This window comes from Nostoc sp., from assembly GCF_036917465.1.
In the GTDB taxonomy this organism is placed as follows: domain Bacteria; phylum Cyanobacteriota; class Cyanobacteriia; order Cyanobacteriales; family Nostocaceae; genus Nostoc.
This window is the reverse complement of sequence record NZ_JBALDL010000067.1, coordinates 98,492-122,925: the sequence shown is the minus strand read 5'-3', so window position 1 is coordinate 122,925 and position 24,434 is coordinate 98,492. Positions and strand designations below refer to the sequence as shown.

20 protein-coding genes and 1 pseudogene are annotated in these 24,434 nt (G+C 42.5%); 12 read left to right on the top strand and 9 right to left on the bottom strand.

All coding sequences use genetic code 11. From position 1 onward, the window contains the following. Positions 1 to 45: 45 nt before the first annotated feature. Complete coding sequence (locus V7K38_RS15680; protein WP_334859104.1) at positions 46 to 1,155, bottom strand: S-(hydroxymethyl)glutathione dehydrogenase/class III alcohol dehydrogenase; 1,110 nt, start codon at positions 1,153 to 1,155, stop codon at positions 46 to 48. Positions 1,156 to 1,444: 289 nt separating this feature from the next. Between V7K38_RS15680 and V7K38_RS15675 the strand changes: the two genes are divergently transcribed. The 7 genes and pseudogenes from V7K38_RS15675 (at position 1,445) to V7K38_RS15645 (ending at position 11,143) form a co-directional block, all read left to right on the top strand. Beyond that, positions 1,445 to 2,728 (top strand): valine--pyruvate transaminase, encoded by a 1,284-nt coding sequence (locus V7K38_RS15675; RefSeq protein ID WP_334859102.1) that lies wholly within the window; start codon positions 1,445 to 1,447, stop codon positions 2,726 to 2,728. Positions 2,729 to 2,742: 14 nt separating this feature from the next. After that, a complete protein-coding gene (rimM, locus tag V7K38_RS15670; RefSeq protein WP_334859101.1) occupies positions 2,743 to 3,450 on the top strand; it encodes a ribosome maturation factor RimM in 708 nt (235 codons plus the stop codon). A gap of 80 nt (positions 3,451 to 3,530) precedes the next feature. Continuing rightward, the gene (locus V7K38_RS15665) at positions 3,531 to 3,785 is read left to right on the top strand and encodes a hypothetical protein (protein WP_334859100.1); all 255 of its coding nucleotides are present in this window, start codon (positions 3,531 to 3,533) and stop codon (positions 3,783 to 3,785) included. Further along, positions 3,785 to 4,144: pseudogene (locus V7K38_RS15660) on the top strand (type II toxin-antitoxin system PemK/MazF family toxin). Before V7K38_RS15665 ends, V7K38_RS15660 begins: the two are co-directional and overlap by 1 nt. A 173-nt stretch (positions 4,145 to 4,317) precedes the next feature. Next, entirely contained in the window at positions 4,318 to 6,699 is a 2,382-nt protein-coding gene (locus V7K38_RS15655) for a phosphoketolase family protein (RefSeq protein WP_334859098.1), read from the top strand. 630 nt (positions 6,700 to 7,329) lie between these two features. Next, entirely contained in the window at positions 7,330 to 7,863 is a 534-nt protein-coding gene (gene infC / locus V7K38_RS15650; protein ID WP_334859097.1) for a translation initiation factor IF-3, read from the top strand. A 274-nt stretch (positions 7,864 to 8,137) separates the two neighbouring features. Further along, positions 8,138 to 11,143: an MFS transporter gene (locus V7K38_RS15645; protein WP_334859094.1), complete on the top strand. Its 3,006-nt coding sequence runs from the start codon at positions 8,138 to 8,140 to the stop codon at positions 11,141 to 11,143. 377 nt (positions 11,144 to 11,520) lie between these two features. On the opposite strand, the gene ltrA (V7K38_RS15640) is transcribed toward V7K38_RS15645, so the two are convergent. The 4 genes from ltrA (V7K38_RS15640) to V7K38_RS15625 all read right to left on the bottom strand — a co-directional run bounded on the left by ltrA (V7K38_RS15640) (position 11,521) and on the right by V7K38_RS15625 (position 17,260). Next, positions 11,521 to 13,326 carry a group II intron reverse transcriptase/maturase gene (ltrA, locus tag V7K38_RS15640; RefSeq protein ID WP_334859092.1) on the bottom strand — a complete coding sequence of 602 codons (1,806 nt, stop codon included), beginning with the start codon at positions 13,324 to 13,326 and terminating at the stop codon, positions 11,521 to 11,523. 643 nt (positions 13,327 to 13,969) lie between these two features. Further along, on the bottom strand, positions 13,970 to 15,667 hold the full coding sequence (ltrA, locus tag V7K38_RS15635; RefSeq protein ID WP_334859090.1) for a group II intron reverse transcriptase/maturase: 1,698 nt from the start codon (positions 15,665 to 15,667) through the stop codon (positions 13,970 to 13,972). After that, positions 15,664 to 15,792 carry a hypothetical protein gene (locus V7K38_RS15630; protein ID WP_334859088.1) on the bottom strand — a complete coding sequence of 43 codons (129 nt, stop codon included), beginning with the start codon at positions 15,790 to 15,792 and terminating at the stop codon, positions 15,664 to 15,666. Before V7K38_RS15630 ends, ltrA (V7K38_RS15635) begins: the two co-directional genes overlap by 4 nt. A gap of 577 nt (positions 15,793 to 16,369) precedes the next feature. After that, positions 16,370 to 17,260, bottom strand: coding sequence for an LLM class flavin-dependent oxidoreductase (locus tag V7K38_RS15625; protein WP_334859156.1), 891 nt, complete (start codon positions 17,258 to 17,260; stop codon positions 16,370 to 16,372). A gap of 53 nt (positions 17,261 to 17,313) precedes the next feature. Between V7K38_RS15625 and V7K38_RS15620 the strand changes: the two genes are divergently transcribed. Together V7K38_RS15620 and V7K38_RS15615 are read left to right on the top strand one after the other, a co-directional pair. Then, positions 17,314 to 17,463, top strand: a complete 150-nt coding sequence (locus tag V7K38_RS15620) for a hypothetical protein (RefSeq protein ID WP_334859087.1) — start codon at positions 17,314 to 17,316, stop codon at positions 17,461 to 17,463. Positions 17,464 to 17,475: 12 nt separating this feature from the next. After that, positions 17,476 to 17,976, top strand: coding sequence for an acyl-CoA dehydrogenase family protein (locus V7K38_RS15615; protein WP_334859085.1), 501 nt, complete (start codon positions 17,476 to 17,478; stop codon positions 17,974 to 17,976). A gap of 231 nt (positions 17,977 to 18,207) precedes the next feature. Here V7K38_RS15615 and V7K38_RS15610 read toward each other — a convergent pair whose 3' ends face one another. Next, positions 18,208 to 19,425 (bottom strand): iron uptake porin, encoded by a 1,218-nt coding sequence (locus V7K38_RS15610; protein WP_442940775.1) that lies wholly within the window; start codon positions 19,423 to 19,425, stop codon positions 18,208 to 18,210. A 636-nt stretch (positions 19,426 to 20,061) separates the two neighbouring features. Between V7K38_RS15610 and V7K38_RS15605 the strand changes: the two genes are divergently transcribed. The 3 genes from V7K38_RS15605 to V7K38_RS15595 all read left to right on the top strand — a co-directional run bounded on the left by V7K38_RS15605 (position 20,062) and on the right by V7K38_RS15595 (position 23,158). Then, positions 20,062 to 21,246: an acyl-CoA dehydrogenase family protein gene (locus V7K38_RS15605; RefSeq protein WP_334859083.1), complete on the top strand. Its 1,185-nt coding sequence runs from the start codon at positions 20,062 to 20,064 to the stop codon at positions 21,244 to 21,246. A gap of 288 nt (positions 21,247 to 21,534) precedes the next feature. Then, entirely contained in the window at positions 21,535 to 22,575 is a 1,041-nt protein-coding gene (gene cobW / locus V7K38_RS15600; RefSeq protein ID WP_334859081.1) for a cobalamin biosynthesis protein CobW, read from the top strand. A 112-nt stretch (positions 22,576 to 22,687) separates the two neighbouring features. Continuing rightward, positions 22,688 to 23,158, top strand: coding sequence for an ABA4-like family protein (locus V7K38_RS15595; protein ID WP_334859079.1), 471 nt, complete (start codon positions 22,688 to 22,690; stop codon positions 23,156 to 23,158). 51 nt (positions 23,159 to 23,209) lie between these two features. On the opposite strand, the gene V7K38_RS15590 is transcribed toward V7K38_RS15595, so the two are convergent. The 3 genes from V7K38_RS15590 to V7K38_RS15580 form a co-directional block, all read right to left on the bottom strand. Continuing rightward, complete coding sequence (locus V7K38_RS15590; RefSeq protein ID WP_334859077.1) at positions 23,210 to 23,425, bottom strand: acetyltransferase; 216 nt, start codon at positions 23,423 to 23,425, stop codon at positions 23,210 to 23,212. A 280-nt stretch (positions 23,426 to 23,705) separates the two neighbouring features. Beyond that, positions 23,706 to 24,014, bottom strand: a complete 309-nt coding sequence (locus V7K38_RS15585) for a DUF3181 family protein (protein ID WP_334859075.1) — start codon at positions 24,012 to 24,014, stop codon at positions 23,706 to 23,708. A gap of 119 nt (positions 24,015 to 24,133) precedes the next feature. Further along, on the bottom strand, positions 24,134 to 24,391 hold the full coding sequence (locus V7K38_RS15580) for a hypothetical protein (protein ID WP_334859074.1): 258 nt from the start codon (positions 24,389 to 24,391) through the stop codon (positions 24,134 to 24,136). Positions 24,392 to 24,434: the final 43 nt, after the last annotated feature.

Here is a 24,434-nt window from a genome sequence, read left to right as displayed (position 1 = left end):
GCATCCGGTACAAACCCATTCTAATTACGAATTACGAATTACGAATTAAAAAGTCACTACACTCCGAATTGATTCACCTTTGTGCATCAATTCAAAAGCATGATTAATTTGCTCAATGGGCATCACATGAGTAATCAAATCATCAATATTTATCTTACCTTCCATATACCAATCAACAATTTTTGGCACATCTGTACGCCCTCTAGCGCCGCCGAATGCTGAACCTTTCCAAACGCGCCCAGTTACTAATTGAAAAGGACGAGTACTGATTTCCTGTCCAGCACCAGCAACACCAATAACCACACTAACGCCCCAACCTTTATGGCAGCATTCTAATGCTTGACGCATAATTTTGACATTACCGATACATTCAAAACTGTAATCAGCGCCGCCTTTTGTTAAATCAACCAGATAAGGAACTAAATCACCCTCTACTTCTTTGGGATTAACAAAGTGCGTCATGCCAAACTTTTCTGCCAAAGCGCGTTTGCTGGGATTAATATCTACCCCGACAATCATATTCGCCCCTACCATCCGCGCCCCTTGGATGACATTTAAACCAATACCACCCAAGCCGAAAACTACAACATTTGCTCCCGGTTCCACCTTGGCAGTATTGATAACTGCACCAATACCAGTAGTCACGCCACAGCCAATGTAACAAACCTTTTCAAATGGGGCATCTTCCCGAATTTTTGCCAGAGCGATTTCCGGCAGCACCGTATAGTTGGCAAAAGTAGATGTACCCATATAATGATGAATCATCTGCCCATCGATACTAAAGCGACTAGTGCCATTGGGCATGACACCGCGTGCTTGAGTTAAGCGAATGGCTTGACAAAGATTAGTTTTGAAGCTGAGACAATATTCGCACTGGCGGCATTCGGGAGTGTATAGGGGAATCACACGATCCCCTGGTTTCAAACTGGTGACACCAGCGCCTACCTCTACTACGACACCAGCGCCTTCATGTCCCAAAATTGCCGGAAACAAACCTTCAGGATCGTCACCAGATAGGGTAAAAGCATCGGTATGGCAAACTCCACTGGCTTTCATCTCAACTAATACTTCGCCGGCTTGTGGCCCCGATAGTTGAACAGTTTCAATCGTTAATGGCTTACCTGCGCCGTAAGCTACTGCTGCTTTAACTTGCAACGTCAGCCTCCTATATTTTATTTGACGTTCTCCCTAGTGCTGAAACACGAGGATTATTTCACTTGAACATAATTGAGCGCATGATACACTTTTGTATCACTTCATCGTCTTTACTAATGACTGATATCGCCGCTATAAGGATAAATATTACTCTGTTAAAATATCATTCTCTAGCTAGATTAGTTAAAGGCGGTAACAGCTGTTTTGGCAACGATGTAAACTTGATGTCAGCAGCAACCCCCAAATAATTTGTCCACCCCTAGATTAATACATTATTTTGTTACAGCTTATGAACCCTGCCCTAACTCAAATTGGCGCTCAAATGTCCAACCTGACTGGCGTAAGAGCAATCATGAAGGATATTATCGAGACTTTGCGAGGGGGTGCAGGGCAGCAGTTTATTAATTTGAGTGCTGGTAATCCGTTGATTTTGCCAGAAGTAGAGCAGTTATGGCGAGATTGTACCGCACAGCTTTTAGCTAGCCCAGAATATGGTGAGGTAGTTTGTCGCTACGGTTCAAGTCAAGGCTATGCACCATTAATTGAAGCGATCTCTAATGATTTTAACAAACGCTACGGATTAAACTTAAGCGATCGCAATATCCTCATCACCCCCGGTAGTCAAACCCTTTACTTCTATGCTGCAAATAGCTTCGGTGGCTACACCCCTAGCGGCGAGTTAAAACAAATCGTTTTACCCCTCAGCCCTGATTACACAGGTTACGGCGGTGTTTGCTTAGTTCCAAAAGCCTTAACTGCCTACAAACCAACTCTCGATATCGATGCAGCCGCCCATCGATTTAAATATCGCCCCGACTTCAGCCAACTTACGATTACAGAAAATACGGGTTGTGTTCTCTTCTCTCGCCCTTGTAATCCTACTGGTAATGTCCTCACTGATGATGAAGTGAAGAAAATTGCTGCCCTAGCTGCGCCTTACAATTTGCCTGTGTTAATTGACTCGGCTTATGCGCCTCCCTTCCCAGCATTGAACTTTACTGAAATGACACCAGTGTTTGGTGAGAATATCTTACACTGCATGAGTTTATCGAAAGCGGGATTACCAGGAGAAAGGATTGGTATTGCCATTGGGGATGAAAAATGGATTGAAGTACTGGAGTGTTTCCAGGCAAATATGAGCCTCCATTCTTCACGTTACGGCCAAGCGATCGCAGCTTTTGCAATTAATTCTGGTGCATTAGTAGAAATTTCTCACACCGTCATCCGTCCCTTTTACCAGCATAAGTTTACCGTTTTAGAAACCAGCTTAGAAGAAGCTATGCCCAAGAATTTACCTTGGTTCCTCCATCGCGGTGAAGGAGCAATTTTTGCTTGGTTGTGGTTACAGGATTTACCCATCAGTGACTGGGAATTTTACCAGCAATTAAAGCAAGTAGGTGTGATTATTGTCCCTGGAAGTAGCTTCTTCCCTGGTTTAGAGGAAGAATGGGCGCACAAGCACCAATGTTTCCGCGTCAGTCTCACAGGTACAGATGAAGAGATAGCCACTGCTATGCAACGTTTAGCAAAAGTTGCTGAAGAAGTTTATAAAAGTGCGGCAGTGACTGCCTAGTAGGGAAAGTATAAATGAAACACGAAGAAGCCAACAAAGAGATAGAGAGCAAAGGCACAGAGGCGCAGAAAAGCAGAAGAGGAAGAGGATCAAAAAAATCCAGTCCCCAGTCCCCAATCCCTAGTCCCCAATCCCCAGCCCCCAATCTCGACGATTGGCTAGAAATTGGTAAGATTGTTTCCCCTCAAGGATTGTCTGGAGAATTAAAGGTTTATCCTGTATCTGACTTCCCCGAAAGATTCGAGGTGCCGGGAAAACGTTGGTTGTTGCGTTTAGATGACACAGAACCACAACCAATAGAATTATTGACAGGACGTTATATTAGTAACAAAAATTTGTATGTAATCAAATTAGCTGGCGTGGAAAATTGCGATCAGGCCGAGGCGTTGCGCGGTTGTAAGTTAATGGTACCAGTTAGCGATCGCCCCCAATTAGGCAAAGGTGAATATCATGTCCTCGATTTGATTGGCTTAGAAGTCTTCATGCAAGCATCTGGCGAACTCGTTGGTACGGTGGTAGATATCATCGCCGCCGGCAATGATTTGTTAGAAGTCAAGTTGCACCCGTCTTTTACCACTGACAAAGGACAAATGACAAATGACAAAAAACAAAAGGCTGTTTTGATTCCATTTGTGGAAGCGATCGCACCAGTAGTAGACTTGAAATCTAATCGCATTGAAATTACGCCGCCGCCTGGGTTATTGGAAATTAATAATTCGTAATTATTACCCTACGAATGAATCTGAGAAAATGAGAGTATACACTCCATCTATATAATCTAGATAATCTAGGAAATGTGGCAATGCCAGAAAAACCAACAGCAACTATTCATACGCAACTGCTGGAAATATTGTCCCAATTGCCCTTGTCTTCTCAAAAAGAAGTACTATATCTTGCTATCTCTCTCCAGAAAAAAAAACTAACTCAGCATTGGGATGCTATTTCTGATGCAGAGGCTGCTGCATTGAAAACTGAGTTTGCTGATGAAGATTTAGCTTTTGCAGAATCTATTTTAACTGATTATCTCTCGCGGCTTCAGCAAGAGGACGAAGTTTGATGCGAGGAGATGTTTATTTGGCTGATTTGAATCCGAGTCGAGGTTCTGAGCGAGTAGGTATACGCCCAGTTATTATTCAGCGAGATAGACTAGCTCTGTTTACAACAACATCAGTAGTAGTTCCTTTAACCACTAATCTGCGACGTGCTACTATACCAGGTACAATTATCATACCTTCAGGTGAAGACGGTTTAACGCAATAGTCAGTAGTGCTTTGTTATCAAATTGTTGTTATCGATAAACAGCGATTAATCCGAAAATTAGGAACTCTTTCTCATAATTATCTATTAATGCTAAAAGTAGCATTAAACTATAGTTTAGAACTAGATAATTATGATGAAGAAAATATAGATTTATAATATTAATCAATGATCGAGGTAGCGATCGCTTTCCATCCTGTACTGAAAAACAGAAATTTATTCACAAAGGCTGCAAATATTCATCATGGGTTAGATGTCCATCATCTGGAAAAAAAGTATAGTTGCTTAGTGATGAGCGCAGTCAAAATCCTTTTTGTAATGGAGTGTCGATAATGACATTAGCAGCGACTCCACAAACAAAGCCTTTAACTGATAAAGAATTACGTAACATCAACGCCTACTGGCGTGCAGCCAACTATCTTTCCGTTGGGCAAATATATCTACTCGACAATCCACTACTCAGAGAACCGCTAAAGCTGGAACACGTCAAACCCAGGCTCTTGGGACACTGGGGAACAACGCCAGGGCTGAACTTAATTTATGCTCACCTAAATCGGGTCATCAAAAAATATGACCTAAACACCATCTATATTGCTGGCCCTGGTCATGGAGGCCCTGGACTGGTAGCCAACACATACTTAGAAGGCACTTACACTGAATATTACCACAACATCTCCCAGGATGCTGAAGGAATTCAAAAACTCTTCAAACAATTCTCCTTCCCTGGTGGTATTCCCAGCCACGTTGCACCAGAAACTCCTGGTTCGATCCACGAAGGCGGGGAACTAGGTTATGCCCTCGTCCACGCTTTCGGTGCTGCTTTTGATAACCCTGACTTGATCGTTGCTGCTGTCGTGGGTGATGGTGAAGCCGAAACAGGTGCTTTAGCAACTAGCTGGCATTCCAACAAGTTTCTCAACCCTGTCCATGATGGGGCTGTATTGCCGATTCTGCACCTGAATGGGTATAAAATTGCTAATCCAACAGTACTTGCACGGATTAGTCATGAGGAATTAGAAAGCTTATTTGTAGGCTACGGCTACAAGCCTTACTTTGTCGAAGGTGAAGATCCCGCAGATGTCCACCAGCAGATGGCGGCGACTCTAGATATAGCGATCGCCGAAATTCAAAATATCCAAAGAGAAGCCCGCGTACATGGTTTCACTGAACGTCCCCAGTGGCCGATGATTGTCATGAGAACCCCCAAAGGTTGGACAGGGCCCAAAGAAGTTGATGGCAAAAAAACTGAGGGTTCTTGGCGATCGCATCAAGTTCCCTTTGGCAATATCGCTAAACAGCCAGAACACCTACAACTCCTAGAAGATTGGATGAAGAGTTACCATCCAGAAGAACTCTTCGACAGTAATGGTAAGCTGATTCCCGAATTAGCAGAACTGGCTCCCAAAGGTCATCGACGCATGGGTGACAATCCCCACGCCAACGGCGGCATTTTGCTGCGCGACCTGAAGATGCCCGACTTTCAAGACTATGCTGTAGATGTTCTCAAACCAGGCCAAGCGATCGCTGAAGCTACCCAAGTTGCAGGCAAATTCCTCCGGGATATCATGCAACTTAACCAAGAAACCCGCAATTTCCGCATCGTTGGCCCCGACGAAACCGTATCAAACCGCTTGGGCGCTGTGTTGGAAGTAACAAACCGGGATTGGGTAGCCCAAATCCTCCCGGAAGATGACCACCTTTCCCCCGACGGTCGGGTAATGGAAATTCTCAGCGAAACTAATTGTCAAGGATGGTTAGAAGGCTATCTCCTCACAGGGCGACACGGGTTCTTTTCCTGTTATGAGGCATTTATCCACATCATTGACTCAATGTTCAATCAGCACGCCAAATGGTTGAAAACGACCAGAGATATTCCCTGGCGTAGACCGATTGCTTCCCTGAATTACCTACTTACCTCCCACGTTTGGCGACAAGACCACAACGGCTTCTCCCACCAAGACCCCGGTTTTATCGACCATGTAATTAATAAGAAAGCAGAGATCGTTCGGGTATATTTGCCCCCCGATGCCAACACTTTGCTATCAGTAACTGACCATTGTTTAAGAAGCCGCAATTATGTCAACGTCATCATTGCCGGAAAGCAACCAGCATTGCAATATCTTGACATGGATGCTGCTATTAAGCACTGCACCAAAGGCATCGGCATTTGGGAATGGGCAAGCAACGACCAAGGTGGCGAACCAGATGTAGTGCTGGGCTGTGCTGGGGATATTCCCACCTTAGAAACCCTCGCGGCTGTGGATATTCTGCGCCAGCACTTTCCTGACTTAAAAGTGCGGGTGGTGAACGTAGTCGATTTGATGACACTACAACCAAAAAGCGAACATCCCCACGGTTTGAACGAAAAAGACTTTGAAACGATTTTCACCACAGACAAACCGATTATCTTTGCCTTTCATGGCTATCCTTGGCTGATTCATCGCCTAACTTATCGCCAAACTAACCACCATAACTTGCATGTGCGTGGCTATAAGGAAGAAGGAACTACCACCACTCCTTTTGATATGGTTGTGCTTAACGATCTCGATCGCTTTCACCTAGTAATGGATGTAATTGCTCGTGTACCAAAGCTAGGATATAGGGCAGCTTATGTTAAACAGGAAATGCAAGATAAGCTAATCGAACACAAGCACTACATCCAGAAGTACGGCGACGATTTGCCGGAAATTCGTGACTGGAAGTGGCCTTATTAACAAAATAGAAGTGGAAAGCGGCAGAGGGGAAACTATTATCTCTGCTTCTCCCTTTTAAAAGTAGATTTTCAGCGCTTGTGGATTATAAAGCAATAAGCTTGGGTTAAGAAAACTTTTCTTTGTCTTTCTTTTCTCTGTGTTCTCTGCGCCTCTGTGGTGATACCTCCGGCATGCTCCGCGAACGTTAAAAAAAATGGCTTTTACAAAGACTACTAACCTTAACCCAAGCATATTGGACTATAAATACTACTAGGCTTACCGAGTGTAAGATAATATGTTACATTCATTTTGCTAGATATTCTGCATCTATGAGCTTAATATTCTGGAGATATGATCTTGATCAATGCGATCGCTGACGGTGGGCGGTTACGCGATCGCCAAAAGTATTGCTAAATAATTGTAATAATATTTAATATGAGTCTAAGTTGTGTAATTTAGATTAACTATTGCAGAGGAATTCTCTCAGAGTTAGTAGAATGACAAATACTAAGGACGCAACTCTTTTATGGATTAGCTATTCTAGAACTGTAGACTATGTTTTCAGTCCTGAGTTATTTCCGTATATTGCCCTCTGAAGCATAACAATCAAGACCACACAAAATCCTTCATTAAGAGCTCCCACTAATCATAATGGCTGTGATTGAGAAGAAAAGAACTCGCGATCTGCCCCAAATTAACGAACGAATTCGCTTCCCGAAAATTCGGGTTATTGATACTGATGGTGCCCAACTGGGAATTATGCCCCCACAAGAAGCACTACAACTAGCAGAAGAGAAAGAGTTAGATTTGGTGCTTATAAGTGACAAAGCTGACCCGCCAGTTTGTCGGATTATGAACTACGGGAAATACAAGTTTGAGCAGGAGAAAAAGGCGCGGGAAGCCCGGAAAAAGCAACATACAGCTGATGTCAAAGAAGTTAAGATGCGCTATAAAATAGAAGAACACGACTACAACGTGCGTGTTAAGCAAGCAGAGCGCTTTTTGAAAGATGGCGATAAAGTCAAAGCAACTGTGATATTCCGGGGTCGAGAAATTCAACACAGCAACCTAGCAGAAGATTTGCTCAAGCGAATGGCAACAGATTTGGAGCCTTTTGGTGAGCTTCAACAAGCGCCTAAAAAAGAAGGGCGAAACATGATGATGCTCATCTCGCCCAAAAAATAAATAATCCTTTAACTGTTTAATAGACTAAGTTTGAAAATCCCCTGGCTAGAAGTCAGGGGTTTTTTCGTTTTTCCTTTGGGGAATTGCAGAGGGGAGGAGGTAGAAGCCTTCAAAGTTTTTAGGTCGTTTAAATTTATCTCAAATAGATAGTCTTGAAGACTGAGTGGGAAAGATAATACTCAGTTGCTCAGAACTTTTGCTATTTCCAGGGGACAAGGTAAAATTTTCTCCCTCTTCCCCATTACGGGGTGATACTACCAGAAAATAAAATTGCATGGAACTGAAAAATCACTGGTTGGCTATAAATAAAGTTGCTTTACCACGACTACTACAGTGGGTAAATCTCCGACCAGAGGAGAGTGAGCGAACTCAGATAATGTTCATTTTTTACACAACTGTATGTGTAGGATTGCGGTGGGCGGAAGACAGTACGGTGGCGCTATTTTTGGATGAATATGGGACTCATTTGCTGCCGTGGATGTATATTGCCAGTGCTATTATGAGCGCCGGACTAGTTTTTTTATACTCTTGGCTGCAAAGGATTTTTCCCTTACGTCAGGTGATTGTGGCGATCGCACCTTGCATGTTGATGCCATTACTACTATTAGTTGTATTACGTTGGGGATCTAATATTTCCTACCTGGTTGTTATTTCGGCCTTTCTGCTGCGGCTATGGGTAGATGCCCTTTATGTAGTCAATGACCTTAACACCTCCATTGTCGCTAACCAAATATTTAACATTCGGGAGATTAAACGCACTTACCCATTAGTGAGTAGTGGTCTGTTGGTAGCAGATGTAATTAGTGGCTTTAGTTTGCCTTGGCTAGTGCAGTACACCTCGCTGAATAAGATCATCTTTATCGCCTGTCTAGTGATCTTATTAGGATCGGGGATTTTATTGTATTTAACTCATCATTATCGAGCGGCTTTTCCTGAAACCCCACAAAGATTAGTTCCTGAAGAACAAGCTTCACGAGAGCGTTTCATTAAAAGTCCTCTGAAGCGCTATGTTTGGCAATTGTTTGCTTTTGTCGGTCTATTGCAAGTCATTGGGTTGTTAATAGATTTTCAATATCTGCGCGAACTCAAATCCAATATGAGCGACCGAGAACTCGCCAGTTTCTTAGGTCTTTTTGGTGGGATGTTGGGACTGTGTGAGTTGTTATTGCAGTGGTTTATTTCCAGCCGACTGATTGAACGGATGGGGGTATTTTTCACAGCAACGCTTTTACCAATTACCGTAGGCTTTTCATTACCAGGAGTGCTGATATTTTTCCATTTAATTCCAGCCATCCAATCGCAAAGCTTTTTCTGGGGTCTGATAATTGTCAAATTCTGCGATGAACTTCTGCGCTACACCTTTGTGATGAGTAGCGGCCCCATTCTGTACCAACCGATTCCAGAATCAATTCGCAGCCGGATGCAGACTTTATCAGGCGGGACTGCCGAAGCGATCGCAACAGGTTTGACAGGAGTGCTAATTTTTGCAACTATATTGTTTTCTGGGCGGTTTGTACCCGTACCCCTGCAAAAGTGGGTGTTAGTAGCAGAAACAATGCTGATAGCTGCCACTTGTTTAAAAGTAATTTGGGAATTGCGATCGCGCTACGTTGAACTGTTAGTCTTGAGTGTGGCACGAGGACACTTGAGTGCCACCAATGTCGGCTTACGATTTTTCAAGCAAGGTGTAGTCAAAGCCTTAGAAGAAAAAGGCAGCGAGGCAGATAAACGCTCTTGCATTGAACTTTTAGCTCAAATTGATTCCCAAGGCGCTACAGAAGTTTTAGCACCTTTATTACTCAAGTTAACCCCAGATTTGCAACGCCAAAGTTTGGAAGTGATGCTGATAGCAGGTGCAAATCCCGCTTATCTATCCGCCATCCGTCCTTTGTTAGAACAACCCCAAGAAACTAACCCCGAAGTTTTCGCCCTAGCGCTACGCTACGTTTGGCTAGCTGAACCAAATCCCAATTTAAGTATTTTAGAAGAATATCTAAACCCCCGCCAAAACTCACTCATCCGCGCTACCGCCGCCGCCTTAGTCTTACGCCAGGGAACGCCCATGCAAAAGGTAGCAGCTACCCAAACTATGCGCCGGATGTTGACTCATAAGAAAGAACGGGAACGGGTGAATGGAGTCAGAGCGCTGAGAGAAGCAGTTTATTTGCAGGCGTTACGGATTCACATCCCGAATTTATTACAAGATGAATCGTTACGGGTGCGCTGTGCTGTATTGGAAATGATTTCAGCAACCCATTTAGAAGAGTACTATTCGGCACTGATTGCAGCACTTTATTACAAATCAACCCGCACTACAGCAATGTTAGCCCTAGTGCGACTAGAAAATGAAGCTATAGAGATGCTATTACGGTTAGCTACCAATATTTACAAACCAGAAATAGTGCGAATGTATGCTTGGCGTACTATTGCTCAAATTGCTACTCAGGAAGCATTAGAGACTTTATGGGAAAACTTAGAGACATCCTGGGGTATAACTAGAGATCATATTCTTCGTAGCTTACTAAAAATACATAAACAACCCGGAATTAAAGGTTTAGTAGATCGGTTTTATGAAAGTCGAGTAGAAAATTTAATAGAACAGGAATTAAAGTTTTTAGGCGAGATTTACGCTGCATATATTGACTTGAAAACATTAGATGAAAAAGAAAATTATCAATCACGTCAGAGGGTTGTGATTGTCTCTGAGTTACTGCAACGCGCCCTTATCGAATTGGAATTGGATGTCAAGGAGCGGCTGTTACTATTACTGAGACTGCTTTACTCGCCAGAAAAGATGCAAGCAGCAGCATTTAATTTGCGATCGCTCTCAGTGGTAAACTTAGCACGGGGGTTAGAAATCCTAGAGCATACCATAACTTTGCCTTCAAAGTCTTTGTTACTAAATATTTTAGATAACCGACCGCAGTCAGAAAAATTGCAATATCTTGTAGAAGCTAAGATCGTAGCTTATGAGAATATGTTAGTTAGCGATCGCCTCCACAGATTGCTGATGCTGGGTAACTTCCTTTCTGATTGGTGTCTAGCTTGCTGTTTCCATTTTGCTCAAGTAACTCGCATCAGACTGACAAGTTACGAGATTTTAGTTAGTTTGCGTCATCCAACAGGCTTTGTTAGAGAAGCTGCGATCGCATACTTGAATATGGTTTCACATCGCGTTCTTTTGCAAATCTTACCCCAGTTAGAAAAAGATCCACATCCTTTGGTAGCCGCTCAAGTTAAAGAGTTGATCAAAAAATACCAATTCAAAAATTATTTGTAATTTTTTTATTTCCATTGCTGCTAAGTAGGGGCGTACAGTTGTACATCGGTATCAATTTAGGCTCAAACGCTTATCCCACAGTCGTTTTACTCCACCCCTAAATCCCCTCCCCTTACTAAGGCTACTGTGTATACATAAGTCTGAAGTCGTTGATAAATATCGGTTTTACCCCACCCTAACCCTCCCCTTATAAAGGCGAGGGAACTGGATTTTCCGGTTTCCCCCCTTTATAAGGGGGGATTAAGGGGGGTAATTCACACGGTAGCTTACTAAGGGGATGAATGAACAAGTCCTCTGGTCGGTAGCCAAACGTTTTATTAAACTCAACGAGATTGTCGCCAATCCCGTTGGTCTTCAAAACCGGACGTGAGGTTAAACTAAGCGATTCCTTCGCAGAAATCACTCGTCTTCAGAACCGGACGTGACACTTTCGCGTCATCCGGCTCCTCTGTATTTTGACCCTTGATATGGGTACTTCCAATAAAGGATTTGATATCCATTGCTGTTTTTTCGTCGTGACAGTGCCTGTGGAGTAATTGAAGGTTGCTGTAGATGTCTTTTCCGCCTTGTGAGCGGGGGATAATGTGGTCAACCTCAATCAAATCCTCAGAACGAATATATAAATTGCAGTGCGGACACATCCCCTTTTGTTTCTTCATGAGTCTGGCGACTCTTGTCGGTGTTTCAGGGTGAGTTCCTCTACGGGCGCTCCAATACGCCCAATCTCCATTGAAGGGGCTATAATTGCCTTTCACTTTTATGTGTCTAACAATTGGTGTTTTCTTATGTTCGGCTAGGAGGAGAATTTCTTCGCCATTACTTGCACCAAATGCCCAGTTTCTTTCTCCCACGGTCTGCCAATATTTATCAGCAATCCATGTGGAATTTTTGTTTGGGTGACGACGTTCTGCCCATGACTTCAATTGACTGTACAGGTGGCTATCGCAAGTGTTAAACGTTTCCTTGCTAACTACTGTTGAGTAGTAATTGCTCCATCCCACAATTACAGGATTAAGGTGGGCAATTAGTGCCTCTTGTTTCGCTGTTTTGTGGCTGGCTATGATTTCCCCGATTGACTGTACATGGAGTTGAATTTTCTTTTCGCTGGGTTTGATGAGTGTTTTGAACCCTAATAATTTCCCTTGGACTTTTCCTGTATGGGTTTTTCCCACAGGATATTGTCTGATATTGAAGCCAAGAAAGTTAAATCCTGGTGACTGGTTTTCCACTTTAGTCAGGGTGTGGGTTATTCGGGTTTTCTTTTCACTCATTTCTAAGCCAATCCCATTTAACCATTCTGCCACTATCTGTTTTATACGAGTGATGACGCTAATATCTGGGTGTAATACCACAAAATCGTCGGCGTATCTCACCATCGTCAGGGAGTTGATGTTATCCTTTTTTCTGCCTGGGAGACTTGCCGCGAATTGCTTGAGTCTATTTTCTAAACCGTGAAGGGCGATATTTGCTAGTAAGGGTGATATTACTCCTCCCTGTGGTGTTCCTTCATCGGTTGGGAACATCTTACCTCCGTCCATCACCCCCGCTTTGAGCCACATCTTGATGAGGCGGCGTAGAGTTGGGAATGTATTCAGTTTTTTCAGGAGTGCATTATGGTTGATGCGGTCAAAACATTTGGCGATGTCAGCATCCAGCACATATTTAGCTTTTTGCGCGATTACCGTATGAATTGCCTCTATTGCATCATGGGATGAGCGTCCAGGTCTGAAACCGAAAGAATTTGGCTCAAATCGAGCTTCCCATTCGGGTTCTAGTGCTAGTTTACTAAGGCATTGTAATGCCCTGTCGTGCATTGTGGGTATTCCGAGAGGACGCTTTTCCTCTGTTCCTGGTTTGGGTATCCAAACTCGGCGGGTTGGACGCACCTGTTGTTTAATGCTCAGGTTTTTGACAAGTTTTAACCTTTGTAATGGTGTTAATGACTTAACTCCATCAACTCCGGCGGTTTTCTTCCCTTGATTATCCTGAGTTACCTGACGCACGGCTAGCATTTTCGCTGACCTAGAACGCATCAGCGTTTTTTGGAGTCTACGGACTGCTTTAATGTCACCACGTTCAGAAGCTTTGAAGATTCTCTTTTGGAGCTTAAATACAATCTTTTCTAGCTTGCGCCAGTTCGTTGTATTCCATTCCGCCATCACGTTGTCGTGTGTATTAGACATTTGTACTCTAACTAAAAATTCTTCATTTCAAAACACAGTGAGTCTGTCAGCCTATTCCTTTCATTACAAAGGGACGTTTGCTTTTGACTCAATCCTGCCCTCGATAGTATGCGGTTAGCACCTGCTCAGTTATCGACCATACTGAGAACTATTTGAGGGTTACTTCGTTCCTAATGACCATTTGTTTGAACTTTTAGGTTGCTACTCTCCACCGGGTTTCTGGGGTAATGCTAAGAGGTCAACAAAGTATTTGCCTCTACCCTATCCTTTACCTTTTTGGTCAAGCGCATAAGCCTGATTCCGCTTGTTATGAGTGACGATGGTTCTGTCGTAGCTTCACCCGTATTGGGTTAACCATAAGTTCTTGCTTTCTCGCCACAATCTTAGGCTGATTGTTTCTGAGATTTTCTTCCCGCTTCTGGCGTTGATGGCTAGTCTCAAACCAGGGGAAGATGCTTTCACTCTTGCATCTAGAGGGGAGGACTTGCTCGCGCTGATTTTTACCAGTGGCTCACCTCCAAAGTCATTAAGTTGTCAAGGTATAAACCTTGCGGCTAATCCTCCGACCCTTTACAGGCTCTGGTTTCTAGCCAACGAATCGCACACTTTCACCTCATCCGGCTCCTCAATGATTTGGTGCTTGTCATGCATACCTCATTACCCATTTATCCTTAACTCTTTCAAGTTTTCTGGTGGGCTTAGGCTCGGCACTATTACAGCCAGATTTTGTGCCGGGACTGCCATTATTGGCTGTCTTAGTGTCGTCGCAATGCCGATGTAAAAGTTGAAGATTTTTATACTCATCCTTTCCACCTTTCGATTTTGGGATGATATGGTCAACTTCCATCACATCGTTTTCGCGGAAAAACAATTCACAGTGGGTACACTTCCCTTTTTGCTTTTTCAGAAGTATTGCTACTCTAGATGGCATTTCCGGGTTTTTTCCCATTCTAGAACTCCAGTAAACCAGATTTCCGTCGTATGGTGACGATTCGCTTTTAACTTTGACATGACGCACTATTGAAGTGGCGGAATGTTTAAGTAACCGAAGTGAGGATAATCCTTCCTTCCTGGTTGCGAATACCCAGTTATCGCCGCCTATGGATTGCCAGTATTTATTTGACACCCATTCCCCGCTCTTTTTGGGGTGGCGGCGTTTTGCCCAAGCGCTTAACTTTTGGTACGTGAGGTCATCGATATCTGAGTAAGCAACCTTACTTACCACAGTCGCATAATAGTTAGCCCATCCCCTAATAATTGGGTTTAAACGGTTGATTAGCGCCGTTTGCGGTGCTGCCTTATGAGCTTCAATAACCCTAGCGATTTTGTCGTAATGTACCTTTTGCTTCTGCTTGCTTGGGGTGATGATTGTCTTAAATCCCTGATTTGAGTGATACTTTCCTTGTGGAAATTGTTGTATCGTAAAACCAAGGAATTCAAACCCTGGTTTTTCTTGCTCATACTGTATGAGGGTGTGAGCGAGTCTCGTTTTACTGGGCTTTAATTCCAAACCCATGTCTTGTAACCATTCAGAGATTATTTCTCTGCATCTTTGGACAACGGTTATGTTTTCGTGGAGAATCACAAAATCGTCGGCATAACGAATTAAACTTAGGTTTCTACGGTTATCCCGTTTACCATGACCACTTCGAGTAGGCAGGCTATCAGCATACTGTTTAATCCGTTCTTCCATCCCGTGGAGGGCAATATTTGCCAGAAGTGGGGAGATGACACCCCCCTGTGGCGTTCCCATCGCGCGAGTACGCGCGCCCGCTTCGCTAACAGATGTTGGAAACAACTGCTTACCGTCCATCACCCCCGCTTTTAACCATGACCGAATTTGTCGGCGGATGGTAGGGAATGTATTTAATTTTCTTAGCAGCGCTTCCTGGTCGATGCGGTCGAAACACTTTGCAATATCTGCATCTAGTACATATTTGGGCTTAAGCCTAATTGCACTGAATATTGCCTCAACCGCATCTTGGCATGAGCGTCCGGCTCTGAACCCGTATGAGTTAGGTTCAAATCGCGCTTCCCATTCTGGCTCTAATGCCAGTTTGACTAGCGCTTGCAAGGCTCGGTCTTTCATTGTAGGTATACCCAAAGGTCGCTTCTCTTCCGTTCCAGGCTTGGGAATCCATACTCGCCTAGTTGGGCTGACCTTTGTACCCAGGTTTAAATTTCCAGTAAGTTCTAGACGTTGCTTTGGAGTTAGCGATTTAACGCCATCTACACCCGCCGTCTTTTTCCCCTGGTTATCCTGGGTTACTCTACGAACCGCTAAAGCTCTTGCTGACCACGACTTCATCAGTGTCTTTTGGAGTCTGCGATATGCTTTCACATCACCACGGGAAGAGGCTTGATAAATTCTCTTTTGGAGCTTAGCTTATACACACTACGTTCTAGCTTGCGCCAGTTAATAGAGTGCCATTCCACCATCAGTTTTTGAGACTGTGTATTAGACATTTATACTCACTACTTGAAACTTTATCATCCAAATCACCGTAAGTCTGTCTGCATATTCTGGGCATTACCCCAGACGTTCGCTTCTGACTAAATCTCCCCTACTCGCTGCATACGGTTAGCACCTACTCAAGTATTCGACCACCTGAGAGCATACGAGAGGTTATCTCGTTCCGAATGACCATACTATGTACCTTTAGAGTGATGCTATTCGCCGGGTTTATTGGAAGTGCTTGTTGGTCAAATACCCACTTGCCAACTCCTTATCCTTTGCCTTTTGGCTCCAGCGCATTAAGCCTTATTTCGCTGGTTCTTAGTAACGACGATTCAATCACATCTTCAAGCCGAGGCTTTACTCATGGGTACTTTTGCTCGATGCTTACCAACTTAGGCTGTCAGTAATAACACCTTTTCACCCCGCTTCAGGCGTTGATGGCTAGTCTCAAACCTGGGGGTGATGCTTTCACCGTTGCACCTACGGGGTAGGATTTGAGGATAACTACCTCTCACCTACATGGTCATTCAGTTGTCAAGGTTCATACCCTGCGGCTAATCCCCCTAATCCTTAGAGGATTGGTTTCTAGCCAACGATTCGCACGAGTACTATTAAGTCAACGCCAACGGCTTCGTATTCTTTCAGGCGTTGAATAACAGTATAGCGATCGCCAACCAGTTGAGCAGATAAACCAAGATTGGCTTCAATGGTTTGACTGATATCTAGTTTGTTGTGGGCAACGACGTTAGGATCGATTTGCTCTTGAAAGTACTTAATCTGCTGTTCATCAGCAGAACGATAAATTGCTTCTAGTCTGGCTTCGGCTTGGGCTGTATGTTCACGAACGATCGCAAAGGCACTCATTGCCACTTTAATCTGACGCTGGTAGCGATCGCTAGCCAATCTTTTCACTTTCTGAACCAATGCAGCCGTTTTTTCAGGTTCATCTGCATTGATAAATAGATAATCTCCCTGACGAGCCGCTAAGTCAATCGCCCGATCTGATTCGCCAGCAATGAAAATAGGTGGTGTAGGTGTAGGTTTATCTGTGAGAATACCACCCGTAATATTGTAGTATTTGCCAACATAATTAAAGTCTTCAACTGTCCACAGTCCCTTAATTACATCAATGTACTCTTCTAATCGTGCGTAGCGATCGCTATGGGGTAGCCAGATATCTCCATAGCTTTCTACTTCTAATTTCCACCAACCTGCAATACCACTCAGAGCAAATCTGCCATTACTAAGTTGATTTTGAATGTTTGCACTCAGCTTGGCAATAACCGCAGGTAATTTAAAACCAGGTTGTACAGCTGCAACAATCTTGATATTTTTAGTGTTTAAACTTGCTAAAGCTGCTGTAATCCAGGCATCAGCGACATTATAGTTAGGCCCATGAACTGCATTTAAGTAATGTTCAGGAATGTAATAAAAGTCATAACCTAACTCGTCTGCCTGAACTGCCAGCTTTACCATTACTGGCACATTGGGTTCCCGTCATTGCTAGCAATACAGATGGTAAAACAGTGGTGGCATTTGTCGAAAGAGATGCTGAAGGATTAACCCTACTCGATGACTGGACATGCTTCGGACAGCGTACCACTGCTAGCGGCACTACCATTATTGAAAATGTGAAAGTTAAGGCAGAACACGTCATACCGCACTATTTAGCCTTTTAGCGGGCTACACCAATGGGTGCGATCGCGCAAATCATCCAAGCCGCCGTAGACGTAGGGATTGCTAAAGCCGCAGTCCGTGACACCATCCACTTTGTCCGCAAGCATACTCGCCCTTGGGTTGACAGCAATTTAGAAAAAGGCTACGAAGATCCCCTGACACTCTATAACTTAGGCAATGTGCAAATCCAAGTTCACGCTTCTGAAGCATTGCTGCGGCGTGCAGGCGAATTTCTTGACATCGCCAACGAGTCAGGTTTAGAAGAACTCAAGGTAGTTGAAGCATCGATCGCAGTTGCTGAAGCCAAAGCACTAGCAACTGAAGCAGCATTACTAGCAACGAATAAATTGTTTGAACTAGCAGGTACTAAGTCCACGTTGGAAGAATTCAACTACAATCGCCACTGGCGAAATGCCCGCGCTCATACACTCCACGATCCCGTGCGCTGGAAATACTACGCTGTTGGTAACTACTTCCTCAATGGTGTCTATCCTCCACGTCATCCTTGGCTGTAATAGATGCATTTTTTACTGGGGTGACTCAATTTTGGATTTTAGATTTTAGATTTTGGATTAGAAAATCTTTTCAATCTAAAATCTAAAATTCGTTGAAGCATTCAGAAGTAATATTTATCAGAATGCGTAGTCTCTGAAAATCAAACATTATTTAAGTTGATACTATGAGTGTTGCAAATCCAATTCAGAGGCGGAGCATTTGGAAAAATCAGCCATTGAAGGGGCTGCTTTTTATTGCTGTAGTGTAAAACCACTACCCAGGTCAAATATTGCTCCCCGATTTTGGTAGGCATTTACATAAGTCAAACCAATGCCAGAGTTCTTGTTTGGGTTCCATGCTATTTGTCCAAATGCGCTATATTGACCATTAAAAAAACCACTGTCTGGCTGAGAACTAGCATGATCTCCTGCTAAGTAACCCAAGCTCAATACCAATTGGTCGCTGAGTCGATAATTGAATCCCCCACCAGCACCACCACCAATCCGGTAGATAGGACTAGAGGAAGCAAATTCTGTCAAAGCGCGACCGCCACCTGTAGCACTATCGAGATAGGGACTCAGGGTAGGAACAAAATCAAAATATACTCCGTTTATTGCTCCTATATAAGCATCGATTTTGCTACCAACTGGGAAATAGTAAGAGAGCCAATCTACGGCTACTTGGTTGTTGTTACTAGGAACAAGATTAAAGGTTTGCAAACCTTCGGCTGAACCACCAGGAAGCTGCAAAGTAGTAGTGTTTCCAGCAGTTAAACGAGTATTTAGACTGTCTCTACCTGTAAAACTAGTTTTGAAAACGAGGCGAACTCTATCTTGAAAAACTGTGTTATCACCATTAACTGAACCTTGGAAGGCATTTGTAATTACAAAGATGGCTTCCGCAGAAAGCTTTGTAGTTGTTGAAAACTGATTGGCTTCTAGTTCCGCAGTTCGAGATTCTAAACTATCAACACGACCCCGTAGAGTTGCTAGTTCAGCAGCAAATTCTTCTTGTAGCCTTTGTAAAGTAGTTAAGTCTTCTTTGCTAACTAAGTCAGATGTAGCTGTTACAATTAGCTCGTTTATCCGAGATAAACAAGCATTTAAGCCTGCCGCAAATTCATAGCGAGCGATCGCGCGGTTTCCCCGATAAGTACTATTTGGATATCCCGCAATACATCCATAACGCTCAACTAAAGACTGGAGTGCGCCAAATGCCCAATCAGTTGGCTGTACATCTGAAAACTGAGATACAGATGTTACCTGAGACATCTTGTTTGTCTGTGGAACAGTTGCATCACTATCGATTTGAGGAACTTTAGGCGTTTGTGCGATCGCAGTTGGTATATTTGCTTGAGTCCCAGTCGTCACTAAATTCCTATCTTCAGCGCAAACTGATGTGCCAGCTAGCAAAGTAGCCCCCAAAATCATCGATTCCATGCATAAATTATGAAATGAACGATTGAACATTTCTATCACTCCTCACATTTTTGGTTTGAAAAATTTAGTTGAAGTCATCAGACATTTCAGTGGTTTGACAAGCTAGAAGATTATGGCTGTCCCTGAAAAATGTTGACTTAATCTAACACTCAAAAATTTGCACGAATCTCGTTATAGCTCCAGATATATCAGTGAATATCTGGTATTTGAGTCTGCATATTTTCAGTAGAGAAAAGACTTGTTTTTACAAAAATATAATCCCTCTATAAGCTGGTCTATCTTCTAAGGGAATATCTATCTGTAAAAATATTTTAACTTTAGACAGAAACCTGATTTTTTTGCAAGGTAGTTATTATCTACTGTTTACTTATCTAGTTAAAGTAGATTAGCGGATTCAACTTATTAATATTGCATATATCTTGTTGAAAAACAAGTACACTAAATTTATTTTTTATTTTTTGCTCTCAACCAAGTATTTTTTGATATTGTCATTAAAAATCTATAGCTTTATCAAAATTAATTTAATTTAAACTTGTATTGTTAGCTAAAATATGCAATTATATTTCTATTAGTACGGTGGTTCTATCAAAACACTGTAGATTAAAATTTTTACAGACAAATTTATAGTTGCTCCTCACAGAAGGTTAGCGGGAGAAGTTGCAAGATATGCAATTAATCGAAACGAAAGAATCTCAAAATTATCTTGATATAGCTAAGTCTTTAGCAAAGGAATTTGCCCAAACTGCTGTAGAGCGGGATGCAAAAGGGGGAACACCAAAACATGAACGCGATCGCTTGCGTCAAAGCAACTTGCTTAAACTAATTATACCTACAGAGTACGGTGGTTTAGGGCAAAGCTGGATTACCGTTCTGCAAATTACCCGCGAGTTTGCCAAGGTTGATAGTTCTATTGCTCACGTCTTTTCTTACCATCATTTAGGTGTAGTAGTTCCTCACATCTTTGGTTCGATAGAGCAAAAACAGCGATATTACTCAGAAACTATTCGCAACAACTGGTTTTGGTGCAATGCTCTCAACCCTTTAGATAAAAGAACTACTCTCATACCGGAAAATGATTATTTCCGTCTGAATGGGATTAAAAGCTTTTGCTCTGGCTCTCAAGACTCGGATATATTGCCGATTACTGCCACTCATCAAGAAACTGGTGAATTGAATATTTTGGCAATTCCCACCCAACGGCAAGGTGTTACAGTTCACCATGATTGGGATAATATGGGGCAACGCCAAACAGACAGTGGTAGTGTGACTTTTGAGAATGTATTGGTATATCCTGAAGAAATTCTTGGTAGTAGAGACAAATCCGGTAAACCCTTCAGCACTATTCGCGCCTGTTTAACTCAATTAAATCTTGCTAATATTTACCTGGGAATTGCACAGGGAGCATTTGAAGCTGCTAAAACATATACTTCCACTAATATCAAACCTTGGCTGACATCAGGTGTAGAGAGTGCAACCCAAGATCCATACATCCTTCAGCACTATGGCAAAATCTGGGTCGATCTCCAAGCAGCCGTGTATCTCACTGAGCAGGCGGGAGAATTACTACAAGCAGCTTGGGAGCGGGAATGGTCACTTACCGCCGAACAACGGGGAGAATGTGCGCTTTTGGTTGCTACGGCTAAAGTTTTCGCCACTAAAGTCGGTTTAGATATTACCAACCGCATCTTTGAAGTTATGGGCGCACGCGCCACTAGTGCAAAATATGGCTTTGATCGTTATTGGCGTAATCTCCGTACGTTCACCTTGCACGATCCAGTAGATTACAAAATCCAAGATATAGGAAAGTGGGCATTAAATGATGAACTGCCAAAACCCAACTTTTATTCTTAGTAGTCTGTCAAGCTAGTAATGAAAAGTTTGTAGTAAGCACTAAAGTGCTTAGAAAATAAGGACTGAGGTCTTTACTACGAACTTTTTTACCCATCAATTTAATAAACTTGAGAGACTAATAGCTATAGCGATTCTTTCACTAAGCCAAAAGTTGTTTTGAAGATATTTTCAGACTAACTATAGACTTTCAGCTTAAAATAACTAAGTCAATCTTCAAACCAAGCTTAATCTCAGTATTTAAGTTTGTAATCCTTAAAACTTCTCATACTGAGTAAATCAGGCAAAAATATGGCAACGAAAATTCCTGTCACAGTGATTACAGGCTTCTTAGGTAGTGGAAAAACCAGCCTAATTCGCCACCTGCTACAAAATAACCAAGGTCGCCGCATTGCCGTTATAGTCAATGAATTTGGCGAACTCGGTATTGATGGCGAATTGTTAAAATCTTGTCAAATTTGCCCCGAAGATGGTGAGGGTGACACCAATATCTTTGAATTAACCAACGGCTGCTTATGCTGCACGGTGCAGGAAGAGTTTTACCCAACCATGCAAGAGTTAATCAAGCGGCGAGATAGCATCGACTGCATTTTGATTGAAACCTCTGGTTTAGCCTTGCCAAAACCACTAATAAAGGCTTTTCGCTGGCAAGAAATTCGCAACGCGGCCACTGTGGATGCTGTAATTACCGTGGTAGATTGTGCGGCGGTAGCGGCGGGGACATTTGCTAGCGATCCAGATGCGATCGCAGCCCAGCGCCAAGCAGATGATAATCTAGAACACGAAACACCCTTGCAAGAACTGTTTGAAGACCAACTTGCTTGTGCAGACTTAGTGGTGTTGAATAAAATTGACTTAGTAGATGCCGAGACAAAAGCCAGAGTTGAGGAATTAATTAAGCAAGAGTTGCCCAGAGTGGTGAAGATTGTTGAAAGCGACTGTTCTCAACTAGATGCATCTATATTATTAGGATTCCAAGCCGCAGTTGAAGATAATTTAGATTCTCGTCCTAGTCATCACGATACTGAAGAAGACCACAATCACGACGAAGAAATTACTTCAACTAATCTAGTTTTGGATCGTACTTTTGATCCAGAAAAGCTGCAACAGCAGTTAGAGAAATTAGCACAAGAACAAGAAATTTACCGAATTAAAGGCTTTGTGGCAGTGCCAAATAAATCCATGCGCCTAGTGATGCAAGGCGTGGGAACTCGATTTGATAAATTTTACGATCGCCCCTGGAAACCCGAAGAGGCACGGCAAACCCGCTTAGTTTTCATCGGTCGTGATTTGAAGTCTTCAGAAATCGAATCGCAACTTGTAGCTTTATAAGTATACCCAGATACCCGACTTATCAAAGAAGTCGGGTATCTATAATGCTGAGAGTTATGAATAATTAGTTAATTCAAAACAAATAATAACTGAAAATTCTTCACCTAACAATATGATGATCTCTCAACTTTTTAACTTCGCCAACCTTTTTGTATTGCCCTTTTGGGCGTTGATGATTTTATTGCCAAACTGGAAAGTAACACGGCAGATAATGTCATCATATTTGCCTTTTGTGCTGTTAGCTGGCGCATATTTGTATTTATTTATCAACAGTATTACGCCAGAAAATGCCCAAGCTTTATCGAATCCTCAATTAGCTGATATCGCCCGATTTTTCGCAGATGAAACGGCTGCTGCAACAGGTTGGATTCATTTTCTAGTCATGGATTTATTCGTCGGTCGCTGGATTTATTGGGAAGGGCAAAAAACAGGTATTTGGACAATTCACTCTCTTGCATTGTGTTTGTTTGCTGGCCCTATGGGATTACTGTCTCACATCTTGACTAACTGGATTACTAAGACATTTTTCCCGAAATTTCAGCAGAATGAAACGGTGACGATAGGAGAAAAAATTGCATCATAATCTGTAAAAAACCAGATCCCCGACTCCTCAAAGAAGTCGGGGATATTCTAGTTAAGCGTTGTCGTGCCTATAGTCAGCATCTAACCAACAGCGTGGTAGAACTTCACCTGAAGGAAAAATGAGATTTTCTTTTTTAAAAGTTTCAGATTGCTGTTCTTCTTGACCTTCTTGGTCTTTTGCATGAACAACATCATTATTCGGGTCAATTAATTCCTGAATTTCAACAATCTTTACCAATTCACCACTATCTTTGACTTGTAAAAGCATAGAAATTGCCTCAATGAGTTTGCATGAAAGTTCAAAGCGAGTCTCAAGATAAACTTGCTTAAATCTAAACTGATTTTGAACGCGAAGATTCCTTAATTCTTAAAGGAAATTTTTATCATATACCCAGAGAGAAATTACACGATATTCATCTGTGTGTATCTGTAGAGTTAATTTTTATAAAATTGACACAGCAAAGTTATACCTAATTCAGCAGACAAAATTTAATCAGGAACTGCTGATTAATAAAATTGCTTAACTAAGATAATATTGGTTTTAGGAATTATGAATCGCGTTGAAATTTCTCCAAAATATCAACTAAAGTAATCTGGCATTGCAGTGGCAGTAAATCGATTAAAGGAAGTTCACTTCTACCGCCGCCAATTTTTACTGTAATTGATTGCAAGACTTTTAAAACTTGGTCTTCATTTACACTGTTAGAAGTAATTAAAGGATACAGTCGTTCAGCAACAAGGGTATGCAGTTTGGCATTAGATAAATAAAGATGCCATTTGGCAATGTCCATATAGACACTTTCGCCAATTTCAGCTGCTAGGGCTTCTAGTAGTTCTGTGGTATTAGTCTTAGCCATAAAAATAACCCTAAATTAAGAAAGAGCGCGAAATCTCAGGCTTTTTTACATTATCACTCAATTAAAAGGCTGATTCTACTACCACAGGTTACAATCGCCCTAGCATTAGCAGTCCGTCTTCAGGTGGATTTGGTTGGGGTTTCGGTGTAGTTAGCGATCGCACTAATATAAATCAGATGCGCTAACACTATTCCTGTCCAACTTAAAGTCACCAAAGGGAGCCACTCCCAGGTAGTGGCTTTCAAAATGTGGAAAAACCACAAGCCAGAATTAATCGTAGCAGCGATCGCTACATGGGTGGCAAAATTCATCCGGTCATCGATCTTGCGATAATCAGGGTCTTTGCGATCGGGTTTGCGAGGCCAACGAGGAGGCATAAATATTTATTACAGATTTAAATACACCCTATTTATTCTAAGG

What these genes read in the sequence shown, in the direction of transcription:
- V7K38_RS15645 (WP_334859094.1), top strand. Translation starts at nt 8,138, where the DNA reads ATGGAACTGAAAAATCACTGGTTGGCTATAAATAAAGTTGCTTTACCA.
- V7K38_RS15625 (WP_334859156.1), bottom strand. Translation starts at nt 17,260, where the DNA reads ATGGTAAAGCTGGCAGTTCAGGCAGACGAGTTAGGTTATGACTTTTAT.
- V7K38_RS15610 (WP_442940775.1), bottom strand. Translation starts at nt 19,425, where the DNA reads ATGTTCAATCGTTCATTTCATAATTTATGCATGGAATCGATGATTTTG.
- V7K38_RS15595 (WP_334859079.1), top strand. Translation starts at nt 22,688, where the DNA reads ATGATGATCTCTCAACTTTTTAACTTCGCCAACCTTTTTGTATTGCCC.
- V7K38_RS15580 (WP_334859074.1), bottom strand. Translation starts at nt 24,391, where the DNA reads ATGCCTCCTCGTTGGCCTCGCAAACCCGATCGCAAAGACCCTGATTAT.
- V7K38_RS15655 (WP_334859098.1), top strand. Translation starts at nt 4,318, where the DNA reads ATGACATTAGCAGCGACTCCACAAACAAAGCCTTTAACTGATAAAGAA.
- V7K38_RS15585 (WP_334859075.1), bottom strand. Translation starts at nt 24,014, where the DNA reads ATGGCTAAGACTAATACCACAGAACTACTAGAAGCCCTAGCAGCTGAA.
- V7K38_RS15615 (WP_334859085.1), top strand. Translation starts at nt 17,476, where the DNA reads ATGGGTGCGATCGCGCAAATCATCCAAGCCGCCGTAGACGTAGGGATT.
- V7K38_RS15630 (WP_334859088.1), bottom strand. Translation starts at nt 15,792, where the DNA reads ATGTCTAATACACAGTCTCAAAAACTGATGGTGGAATGGCACTCTATT.
- V7K38_RS15590 (WP_334859077.1), bottom strand. Translation starts at nt 23,425, where the DNA reads ATGCTTTTACAAGTCAAAGATAGTGGTGAATTGGTAAAGATTGTTGAA.
- cobW (WP_334859081.1), top strand. Translation starts at nt 21,535, where the DNA reads ATGGCAACGAAAATTCCTGTCACAGTGATTACAGGCTTCTTAGGTAGT.
- ltrA (WP_334859092.1), bottom strand. Translation starts at nt 13,326, where the DNA reads ATGTCTAATACACACGACAACGTGATGGCGGAATGGAATACAACGAAC.
- V7K38_RS15665 (WP_334859100.1), top strand. Translation starts at nt 3,531, where the DNA reads ATGCCAGAAAAACCAACAGCAACTATTCATACGCAACTGCTGGAAATA.
- rimM (WP_334859101.1), top strand. Translation starts at nt 2,743, where the DNA reads ATGAAACACGAAGAAGCCAACAAAGAGATAGAGAGCAAAGGCACAGAG.
- V7K38_RS15675 (WP_334859102.1), top strand. Translation starts at nt 1,445, where the DNA reads ATGAACCCTGCCCTAACTCAAATTGGCGCTCAAATGTCCAACCTGACT.
- V7K38_RS15605 (WP_334859083.1), top strand. Translation starts at nt 20,062, where the DNA reads ATGCAATTAATCGAAACGAAAGAATCTCAAAATTATCTTGATATAGCT.
- infC (WP_334859097.1), top strand. Translation starts at nt 7,330, where the DNA reads ATGGCTGTGATTGAGAAGAAAAGAACTCGCGATCTGCCCCAAATTAAC.